We start from the raw sequence: 9,347 nt of genomic DNA, 5'->3' as shown, positions 1-9,347 counted from the left end.
CCGGAAGGCGCGGCGCCCCCGGCGGGGTTGGTGGGGGTGCGGCGGACCGCGGCCGGGCGCTGCCCCGCCGCTAGGCGAGCGGCCGGCGACCAGCGGGCGCCGGCCTTGTCGCGTTGGTCGACATGGCGCCGTTCGGGCCCGGACCCGAAGGGCTCGCGGGCAAGTTCGGATCCGGCCGCGGTACCCCGACAACCTGGAGTTACGGCGGGTGCGCGGCTTCGGGTGGGTGCGGGCGGTGCGTGGTAGTGGTAGGGGGATGGTCGGACCCGGCCGGGTCATCGGACAGATCGGAGTCGTTCATGCCGCTGAACCAGGCCTTCATCGGGCGGGAGTTCGCCGCGAGCACGCCGTTCCTGGTCGGCCGTGAGCACATCCGACAGTTCGCCCGCGCGATCGGGGACCCGAACCCGCTCTACCACGATCTCGAGGCCGCCAGGACCGCCGGCTACCCGGACCTGGTCGCGCCCCCGACGTTCCTTGTCGCCGCGATTCCCGGTGAGCTGGGCCTGCCGATCGGTGACCCGGCCTTCGGCATGGACTTCTCGCTGATCGTGCACGGCGAGCAGCGCTTCAGCCTGTCGCGACCGGTCGTGGCCGGCGACGAGCTGACCGCGGTGACGACCCTGACCGGCCTGCGTACGGTCGCGGCCAACGAGGTGCTCACCGCCGGCTACGACTTCCGCGCCACCACCGGCGAGCCGGTCGCCACGGGCCTGTGCGGGCTGATCTCCCGCGGCACCGCCGACCCGAGCGCCGGCCCGGTTCGTGTCCAGGTCCCGGCGCCACCCGCTCCCGGCGGGCTCGAGGGCGCGGCGCGGGCCGCCACGGTGCGCCACGACGAGGTCGAGGTCGGCACCGAGCTCCCGGCGGGCTCCTTCCGGCTCCGCCGCGGGGACCTCGTCCGCTACGCCGGCACCTCGGGCGACTTCAACCCGATCCACTGGAACGAGAAGGTCGCCGCCGAGGTCGGCCTGCCCGGCGTCATCGCGCACGGAATGCTGACGATGGCCACCGCCGGCCGGGTCGTCACCGACTGGGCTGGCGATCCCGGCGCGATCTGCGAGTACGGCGTGAAGTTCTCGTCGCCGGTCGTCGTGCCGAACGACGACACCGGGGCGCTCGTCGAGGTGCGCGGCACCGTCGAGAAGAAGCTCGACGGCAACCGCGTCGTCGTGAACCTGGTCGTCCGCTGCGACGGCAACAAGGTCCTCATGGCCGCCCGCGCCACCGTCCGCCTCGCCTGACGGCGCGGGCCTCGCCTGACGGCACGGTCCGCGAGGCCCGGGGAAGCACGGCAACCAGGCGGGCCCGGGCGTTCAGCGGAAGCGAGCTGTTGGACGCGCATCGGGGGCCCGGCCCGGGGGCGGGGGGGCGCCCCCCGGGGACCCCCCGGGGGCGGGGGGCGGGCCCGGGGCGGCGCCGCCGGCCGGCGCCCCCCCCCCCCGACAGCGCTTCTCACCGCTCGGTCAGGACGCTTCCCCCAGCAGCGCGCCGATGCGGCGCACGCCCTCGGCCAGGTCGCCGTCGCCGAGCGCGTAGGACAGGCGGGCATACCCAGGTGTCCCGAATGCCTCACCAGGCACGATCGCGACGCCGACCTCCTCCAGGATCACCTGGCACAGCTCGCTCGACGTCGTCGGCGTCTTGCCGCGAATCGTCTTGCCCACCACGTCGGCCAGCGACGGGTACGCGTAGAAGGCGCCTTCCGGCAGCGGGCAGCGCACGCCGGGGATGTCGCTGAGCAGCTGGTGCATCAGGCGCCGGCGCCGGTCGAACGCCTCGCGCATCTGCGCGACCGCGTCCAGCGGGCCGGAGACCGCCGCCAGCGCGGCCGCCTGGGAGACGTTCGCGACGTTCGACGACAGGTGCGACTGCAGGTTCGACGCGGCCTTCACCACGTCCGCCGGGCCGATCAGCCAGCCGACCCGCCAGCCGGTCATCGCGTACGTCTTGGCGACGCCGTTGAGCACGACACAGCGGTCCGCGAGGTCGGGCACCTCGACCGGCATCGAGCTGAAGCGCGCGTCGCCGTAGACCAGGTGCTCGTAGATCTCGTCGGTGATGACCCAGAGGCCGGCGTCGGCGGCCCACTGGCCGATGGCGCGGACCTCCTCGGGGCTGTGTACCGCGCCGGTCGGGTTCGACGGCGAGCAGAACAGCAGGACCTTCGTCCGCGGGGTGCGGGCCGCCTCCAGTTGCTCGACGGTCACCCGGTAGCCCTGCTCGGGGCCGGTGACGACGTCGACCGGCACGCCGCCGGCCAGCCGGATCGCCTCCGGGTAGGTCGTCCAGTAGGGCGCGGGCAGGAGCACCTCGTCGCCCGGGTCGAGCAGCGTGGCGAACGACTCGTACACGGCCTGCTTGCCGCCGTTGGTGATCAGCACCTGGCTCGGGTCGACGACCAGGCCGGAGTCCCGCCGGGTCTTCTCGGCGACGGCCTCCTTGAGCTCGGGCAGGCCGCCGGCCGGGGTGTAGCGGTGCATTCTGGGGTCTCGGCAGGCCTTCTCGGCCGCCGCCACGATGTGATCGGGGGTCGGGAAGTCCGGCTCGCCCGCGCCGAACCCGATGACGTCGCGACCGGCGGCCTTCAGGGCCTTGGCGGTGGCGTCGACGGCCAGGGTGGCAGAGGGGGCGATGCCGCCGATGCGGCGCGAGATCCGGCTCATGGAGGACCATGCTGCCAGAGATGTTGGGTCCCCCGTGTGAGCCAGGCGCGGTGCGCCCGCGTCGAGGGGGTATGCTCGATCCGCTCGGGCCGTCATCGACGGGATACCCGCGCGCCCACCACGGCTCTAGTTCCGGTAGTGCTAGGCGACTAGGCGACCAGCCGACGCGGCAACGCAGTCGGCAGTCCCCGTCCTCCAGAGAGTTTCTAGAGGACGGCAGCCCGAGGGGCGCGGGCCGCCGCCGGAACAGGGCCGGGTTGTTCCTAGGGGCGTGGCTCAATTGGTAGAGCACCGGTCTCCAAAACCGGCGGTTGCAGGTTCGAGTCCTGTCGCCCCTGCGTAGGTCAGACGATCGAGAGTGGTGGAGCTGTGGCGACCGACACCCGTGACGCGGCACCGCGGGCCAAGCAGCCCGCGCGCGCTGGCGGCCGGCGTCGTATGACACCGCTGCGGTTCTACCGCGAGGTCGTGGCGGAGCTGCGGAAGGTCATCTACCCGGGCCGGACGGAGCTGGTCACCTATGTGGTGGTCGTGCTCGTCTTCGTGTCGGTGATGACCGCGATCGTGGCCTCCCTCGACTTCGGCCTCACGAAGCTGGTGCTCCAGATCTTCGGCTGACCGAGCCCGCGCCCACCGGGAACGGTGGAGCCGGCGGGCCCGCTCGCCGACTGGCACCGACCGAGCTGGTCGTCGCGCGCGGCGGTGTCCGGTCGGGTCGATGCCCGACGTGAGCCGGGTACCACCGGTACGCGGGCCGACGGGCGTCCGGCCCACGGCGTCAGCCAGCAAGGTCAACCAGAGGAAGCCCACGACCAGCGAGTCCGAGTCCACCACGAAACAGCGCAGCCGCCGAGGGACGCACACGAAAGTCTGTGCGCCACGCGGCGACCATAGGAGTAAGGATCGTCCCCGTGTCCCAGTCTCCCGAGCAGCCCGCCTCCGAGCAGGGGGAGGCTGTCGAACGCCTTGACCCGCTCGCGGCGTTCGAGAACGACGAGGTGGCGAGCACGGACGCCGGTGCCGAGCTGGATGGGGATGGCTCGTCCGCCGCGCCGGCCGACGACCTGACCGCCGGCTCGCCCGCCCCCGCTCCCAGTCCAGCCGTGGCCGACGACGAGGACGACGAGGACGAGCTGCGCCGCGCGCTCGAGGCGGCGCCCGGCGACTGGTACGTGATCCACTCCTACGCCGGCTACGAGAACAAGGTCAAGACGAACCTCGAGACCCGGATCTCCAGCCTCAACATGGAGGACTACATCTTCCAGATCGAGGTGCCGCTCGAGGAGGTGCCGGTCGTCAAGAACGGCAAGCGCCAGATGGTGACCCAGAAGAAGTACCCGGGCTACATCTACGTCCGGATGGACCTGACCGACCAGTCCTGGTCCGCGGTCCGCAACACCCCCGGCGTGACCGGCTTCGTCGGCCTGACCAACAAGCCCTCCCCGCTGCGTCGTGAGGAGGTCTTCTCCATCCTCGTCCCGCCGGCGAAGAAGGAGAAGAAGGTCGAGACGGTCAAGGTTCAGGAGTTCGACGTCGGCGAGTCCGTCACCGTGATGGACGGGCCGTTCGCCACCCTGCCGGCCACCATCAGCGAGATCAACATGGACGCCCAGCGACTCAAGGTGCTGGTCTCCATCTTCGGCCGCGAGACTCCGGTCGAGCTGCAGTTCAACCAGGTCGCGAAGATCTGACCGGCAGGTCATTTCAAGATCTGAACCGTCCGGGTGAGGCGGGCCTGGCCTGGCCGGTAGCTATCCTTCATAAGTAGCTACCCCGAGGGCCCGCCTCAGATGTCCAACCAGGGGCCGGCCCACCCGAAGGAAGAACGAGATGCCTCCCAAGAAGAAGAAGATCACTGCGGTGATCAAGCTCCAGATCAACGCCGGCAAGGCGACCCCGGCGCCCCCGGTGGGCCCGGCGCTCGGCCAGCACGGCGTCAACATCATGGAGTTCGTCAAGCAGTACAACGCCGCCACCGAGTCGCAGGTCGGCAACGTGGTGCCGGTGGAGATCACGGTCTACGACGACCGCTCCTTCACCTTCATCACGAAGACCCCGCCGGCCGCGCGCCTGATCCTCAAGGCCGCCGGTGTCGACAAGGGCAGCGCGGCGCCGCACCGCGACAAGGTCGCGAAGCTGTCGGCCGCGCAGCTGCGCGAGATCGCCACCATGAAGATGCCCGACCTCAACGCCGTCTCGATCGAGGCAGCCGAGAACATCATCGCCGGCACCGCCCGGTCGATGGGCATCACGGTCGAGAAGTAGGTCTTCGTCCGCCGGTCCGCTGACGCGGACCGCGAGGGGCTCCGGCCCCGGACACCCGCCTCGCGCTTCGGCCGACGGCGGACGCCACACAGGTGGGAGGGCCCTCGGACAGCGTCTGGGGAGTCCGCCTGAACCACAAGGAGCACACATGAAGCGCAGCAAGGCTTACCGCGCCGCGGCCGAGAAGGTCGACGCGGACAAGCTGTACACCCCGCTGGAGGCCGTCGGCCTCGCGCGGGAGACGTCGGCCACCAAGTTCGACGCCACCGTCGAGGTCGCCTTCCGGCTCGGCGTCGACGCCCGCAAGGCCGACCAGATGGTCCGTGGCACCGTGAACCTGCCGCATGGCACCGGCAAGTCGCCGCGGGTCGCCGTCTTCGCCGCCGGTGAGAAGGCCGCCGAGGCGCAGGCCGCCGGCGCCGACATCGTCGGCAGTGACGACCTGGTCGCGCGTATCCAGGAAGGCTTCCTGGATTTCGACGCCGCCGTCGCGACCCCGGACCAGATGGCCAAGGTCGGTCGGATCGCCCGTATCCTCGGCCCGCGCGGCCTCATGCCCAACCCCAAGACGGGCACCGTGACCCTCGACGTCACGAAGGTCGTCAAGGAGATCAAGGGCGGCAAGATCAACTTTAAGATCGACAAGCAGAACAACCTGCACATTGTCATCGGGAAGACGAACTTCTCCGTCGAGCAGCTGGTCGAGAACTACAGCACGGCGCTGGACGAGATCGTCCGGGTCAAGCCGTCCGCGGCCAAGGGTCGTTACCTGAAGAAGATCACGGTCACGACCACGATGGGCCCCGGCATCCAGGTCGACCCGAACCGCCTTCGCAACCTCCTTGAGGACGCCACGAACTGACGTTCGTCCCTCTCCTCCGCGAGCCGTGCCGGTCCCAGACCGGCACGGCTCGCGTCTTTGGTGCAGCGCCGCCTGAGCCGGGCACCGCCGTCGCCGGCACTGGCCGACCTTGATCGGCAGCGGCTTGATCGCCGTTTCAGCCCTCGGATGGTCGTGATCTGGCCCTGTCGACGACCACCCGAAGGCTGAAACAGCGATCAACGCCCACAGGTGGTGTCGAGGACCGAGATCGCGGCGAGCGCGTGGTGGGAGCCGAGGGAGGGCTGGGCGCAGAGCGCGTCCGGGCGCACGGTCGACGGGCCAGAGCTGTTACGCCGGACGCGTTTCGGCCACCGCGCCGCACTCGGGAGGCCGCCGCGCCGCTCTGGGAAGGCTGCGGCCGCCCGGGGCGGCGGGTTACCAGGTACCGGGTTACCGGCTAGCTGATAACCTGAACGTAGTTCCACACCGAAGACCGCTGGTCGCCGTCCACCTGCCTGTCAGGAGACGGCCGAAGGCCCCGGGACATTCCGGGCGGCCCGCGCAGGTGACGGACGCGAACCGCCGAGGTGCGGCGCCCCACGTGGGGTGTTCGAGCCGCCAGGTCAGGTTTCACGCCCCGAGCCCTGCGCCGGGGCGTTCGTCGTTTCATGGGTCCTTTGGGAGACGGCCGGCATCCTTTCCCCAAAGGAGCCCCATGGCGAACCCTGAGAAGAGCGCCGCCGTGGCGGAGATCACCGCGGAGTTCCGTGACTCCACCGCGGCTGTCCTGACCGAGTACCGCGGCCTGACCGTCGCCCAGATCACCGAGCTGCGTCGGTCGCTGGGCGAGAAGACCAAGTACACGGTCGTCAAGAACACCCTCACCAAGATCGCTGCTGAGCGTGCCGGCGTGACTGGCCTCGACGACCTGCTCGTCGGCCCGACCGGCGTCGCGTTCGTCGGCGGTGACCCGGTCGAGGCGGCGAAGGTTCTGCGGGAGTTCGCCCGCGCGAACCAGGCCCTGATCGTCAAGGGCGGCTTCGTCGAGGGCAAGGCGATGTCGGCTGACGACATTCGCAAGCTCGCCGACCTGGAGTCTCGCGAGGTCCTGCTGGCCAAGCTGGCCGGGGCCATGAACGGTTCGCTGGCCAAGGCCGTCGGACTGTTCGCCGCGCCGCTGTCGCAGGCCGCCCGGCTCGCCGAGGCGCTGCGCGCCAAGCGCGAGGCGGAGGGCACCGCCGAGGCGTCTGCCCAGCCTGAGCCGGCTGTCGCCGCCGAGTAGTCGAGGGCACCCGACACAGTCGACCGCCACGTACCAACCGTGGGCCCAGGTCCTCCCCACGAGGGCCCGTCCGCATCAGACGATCGAAGATCAGTAGAGGAAGGAACCGCCATCATGGCGAAGCTCTCGACGGACGAGCTGCTCGACGCGTTCAAGGAACTGACGCTGCTTGAGCTGTCCGAGTTCGTGAAGCAGTTCGAGGAGACCTTCGGCGTCACCGCCGCCGCCCCGGTCGCGGTCGCCGCGGTCGCCGGTGGCGGCGCTGCCGCGGCCGCCCCGGTCGAGGAGGAGCAGGACGAGTTCGACGTCATCCTCGAGGCCGCTGGTGAGAAGAAGATCCAGGTCATCAAGGAGGTGCGCGCCCTGACGAGCCTCGGCCTCAAGGAGGCCAAGGACCTCGTGGACGGCGCGCCGAAGCCGGTCCTGGAGAAGGTCGCCAAGGAAGCCGCGGAGAAGGCCAAGGCCGCCCTTGAGGGCGCCGGCGCCAAGGTCACCGTCAAGTAGTTCCGCGGCGGGTCCTCCCGAATCGGCGAATCCTGATCCGGGAGGAACCCGCCGCATACCCGTCGGGCCGACGGCGCGATCCGCGTCGCCGGCCCGGCACGGTCTCCGTGAGCCGTGCCGGCCCCCACAGTGGCCCTGGAGCTTCCGAGCTCTCGGGGACCCACCGGGCCTGGCACGGCTCACGTCGTTGCAGGGGCGCCGCGCCCGGCACCTGAGCCCAGGGCCGCCCCTGGCGCGCTAAGCGGTTGCCCGTGCCTCGGTCGCCGCTCGTAGTCGGCCCTGTGCGGCGGAGTAGGCCGCTGGCGGCCGTATGAGGCCCGGCGAGGTGGACGGCTACCCCCGAGCGCTGTCGACGCGCTGAGAGCCTCCTCGCCCGCGGGTCGGTGCGCGGTGTCGTCGCCGGCGCGGCCGGGCCCACGCCGGCCGGTACGCGCCGAGGTCGGTCCTGGCTCGGTCCAGGTGAGATGGGTTACGGTCCATCACCGGCGCTCCCGGAGCTGCGGGTGGGAGCCAACGGGGGTGGCCGCGGCGGGCGCGTGCCGGCCGCCGGCGGCGGGGCGGCGGACCGGGATCGAGGCCGCGCCCGACGAGAGGCCTCGGCGGCCGCTGACGTGGATCGACGTCGCGGTGGGTGGCCGTGCGGTGGCCGGCCCAGCGGAGTTGTCCGATGCTGGTTGGACGTCCGGCGGATGGGCTCGGGCTGGTGGGATGGCGCGGCTCGCGCGGCATCGGCGGGCCTTCCGGGCGAGTGTGCCAGGGGCGGCACGAGCGGCAGATCGGTAACTAACCGCTCATGGGGTCCGTCTGAGGGGTTGACTGCATCGCCCACAACGGAGTTCCATCATTTGGCGGACCACCACCGCGATCTGGCGAAGTCGGGCAGGCTAACGCCCTGTGAGGAGCGCCCCGTAGGGGGCGCGCCGCGCGGGACGGACAACCCGGCGGAGGCCAGGCGACCCGCAGCCGGACGTGCCGGGCCTCCACGAGGCCGGCTGGTCGTGGCGGCGGCGAGTCGAAGCGGTGGCCGGGGAAACGGTCGAGAGGCGCCCTCGGGCGCCCGACTCACAGCTCACAGGAAGGCGGGACAGGCGGGAACACGGCAGGTCGGACGCAGGCAGCAAGATCGCCGAAATACAGCGCGAGAGTGTGCACCACGAACATGACGACGGGGCTTGTCAGCAGTGCGGCCTGAGGCTACACTGCTAGTTTGCGCTGTCCTTTTCGTTGCACTGGGCCTGTCAGATCCGTTCCCGCCACCCGTGGTGGTCTCGCCGGCATCCCTCCCGCTGGGCCGTCGGCGCCCCGCCATCTCCGCCGGGACCGGCGTCTGATGCGTCCCGTGCGATGACCGGGAACAGCGCGCCCGGTTCGCCGGCTTGCTTCCCGTAGGGACAGCTTCGCCGGAGGCCATGACGTCTGCCAGGGGGCGGTTCCCGGACCCGGTGTCGCGCTACGCGCGGCCCGAGCGGGTCAGGGGCGGCTTCTGAGGTCTTACGTCCGGCCGAGCCGGATCCATCCGGACCGCACGACCGCCTGCCCGCCCCAAAGAGGACTCCACGCCTGCTCGCTGGCCTTCGGCCAGCTTCGCCAAGACCCGATGCCGGGGAACGACCCGGATCTGCCACTCGCGCGTGTCGCGCGTCTCGGGGATCCGCCGCTCTCAGGCTCCGGACGTCTGGCGTGAGCGGGGGTGGCGGTGCTCACCAGACACAACCGGCCGACTACCCCGCAGTCGCCCCCGGGTAAACCCGCCCGGCCCCCGGCACCAGCCCACCCCCCCCGCGCCGCCGGCCAGACCCCCCCCAGC

Annotated in this window: 8 protein-coding genes, 1 tRNA gene and 1 pseudogene; 9 read left to right on the top strand and 1 reads right to left on the bottom strand. The window is 71.2% G+C overall.

All coding sequences use genetic code 11. From position 1 onward, the window contains the following. Positions 1–299: 299 nt before the first annotated feature. Both I6A60_RS42510 and I6A60_RS42505 read left to right on the top strand, forming a co-directional pair. Positions 300–749, top strand: a pseudogene (locus I6A60_RS42510) (MaoC family dehydratase N-terminal domain-containing protein); the annotation flags it as partial. A 78-nt stretch (positions 750–827) separates the two neighbouring features. Then, the gene (locus I6A60_RS42505; protein ID WP_307874107.1) at positions 828–1,244 is read left to right on the top strand and encodes a MaoC/PaaZ C-terminal domain-containing protein; all 417 of its coding nucleotides are present in this window, start codon (positions 828–830) and stop codon (positions 1,242–1,244) included. A 222-nt stretch (positions 1,245–1,466) separates the two neighbouring features. Here I6A60_RS42505 and I6A60_RS39755 read toward each other — a convergent pair whose 3' ends face one another. After that, positions 1,467–2,666 carry a pyridoxal phosphate-dependent aminotransferase gene (locus I6A60_RS39755; RefSeq protein ID WP_203025401.1) on the bottom strand — a complete coding sequence of 400 codons (1,200 nt, stop codon included), beginning with the start codon at positions 2,664–2,666 and terminating at the stop codon, positions 1,467–1,469. A gap of 265 nt (positions 2,667–2,931) precedes the next feature. On the opposite strand from I6A60_RS39755, the gene I6A60_RS39750 reads away from it, so the two are divergent. The 7 genes from I6A60_RS39750 (at position 2,932) to rplL (ending at position 7,540) form a co-directional block, all read left to right on the top strand. After that, positions 2,932–3,004 (top strand) — tRNA-Trp (locus I6A60_RS39750). A 31-nt stretch (positions 3,005–3,035) separates the two neighbouring features. Continuing rightward, a complete protein-coding gene (gene secE / locus I6A60_RS39745; protein ID WP_013427338.1) occupies positions 3,036–3,284 on the top strand; it encodes a preprotein translocase subunit SecE in 249 nt (82 codons plus the stop codon). A gap of 293 nt (positions 3,285–3,577) precedes the next feature. Then, on the top strand, positions 3,578–4,357 hold the full coding sequence (gene nusG / locus I6A60_RS39740; protein ID WP_203025400.1) for a transcription termination/antitermination protein NusG: 780 nt from the start codon (positions 3,578–3,580) through the stop codon (positions 4,355–4,357). A gap of 139 nt (positions 4,358–4,496) precedes the next feature. Further along, positions 4,497–4,931 carry a 50S ribosomal protein L11 gene (rplK, locus tag I6A60_RS39735; protein ID WP_013427336.1) on the top strand — a complete coding sequence of 145 codons (435 nt, stop codon included), beginning with the start codon at positions 4,497–4,499 and terminating at the stop codon, positions 4,929–4,931. Positions 4,932–5,079: 148 nt separating this feature from the next. Beyond that, on the top strand, positions 5,080–5,793 hold the full coding sequence (rplA, locus tag I6A60_RS39730; protein ID WP_203025399.1) for a 50S ribosomal protein L1: 714 nt from the start codon (positions 5,080–5,082) through the stop codon (positions 5,791–5,793). 676 nt (positions 5,794–6,469) lie between these two features. Continuing rightward, positions 6,470–7,036: a 50S ribosomal protein L10 gene (gene rplJ, locus I6A60_RS39725; RefSeq protein WP_013427334.1), complete on the top strand. Its 567-nt coding sequence runs from the start codon at positions 6,470–6,472 to the stop codon at positions 7,034–7,036. A gap of 114 nt (positions 7,037–7,150) precedes the next feature. Then, entirely contained in the window at positions 7,151–7,540 is a 390-nt protein-coding gene (gene rplL / locus I6A60_RS39720) for a 50S ribosomal protein L7/L12 (protein WP_203025398.1), read from the top strand. Positions 7,541–9,347: the final 1,807 nt, after the last annotated feature.

The organism is Frankia sp. AgB1.9, assembly GCF_016786355.1.
In the GTDB taxonomy this organism is placed as follows: Bacteria; Actinomycetota; Actinomycetes; order Frankiales; family Frankiaceae; genus Pseudofrankia.
Note: the sequence above shows the minus strand (reverse complement) of the source record. Positions and strands in the feature narration are given on the sequence as shown.

Excerpts from the sequence above, each read along its gene's own strand:
- I6A60_RS39755 (WP_203025401.1), bottom strand. The coding sequence starts at position 2,666 with ATGAGCCGGATCTCGCGCCGCATCGGCGGCATCGCCCCCTCTGCCACC.
- rplK (WP_013427336.1), top strand. The coding sequence starts at position 4,497 with ATGCCTCCCAAGAAGAAGAAGATCACTGCGGTGATCAAGCTCCAGATC.
- rplA (WP_203025399.1), top strand. The coding sequence starts at position 5,080 with ATGAAGCGCAGCAAGGCTTACCGCGCCGCGGCCGAGAAGGTCGACGCG.
- rplJ (WP_013427334.1), top strand. The coding sequence starts at position 6,470 with ATGGCGAACCCTGAGAAGAGCGCCGCCGTGGCGGAGATCACCGCGGAG.
- rplL (WP_203025398.1), top strand. The coding sequence starts at position 7,151 with ATGGCGAAGCTCTCGACGGACGAGCTGCTCGACGCGTTCAAGGAACTG.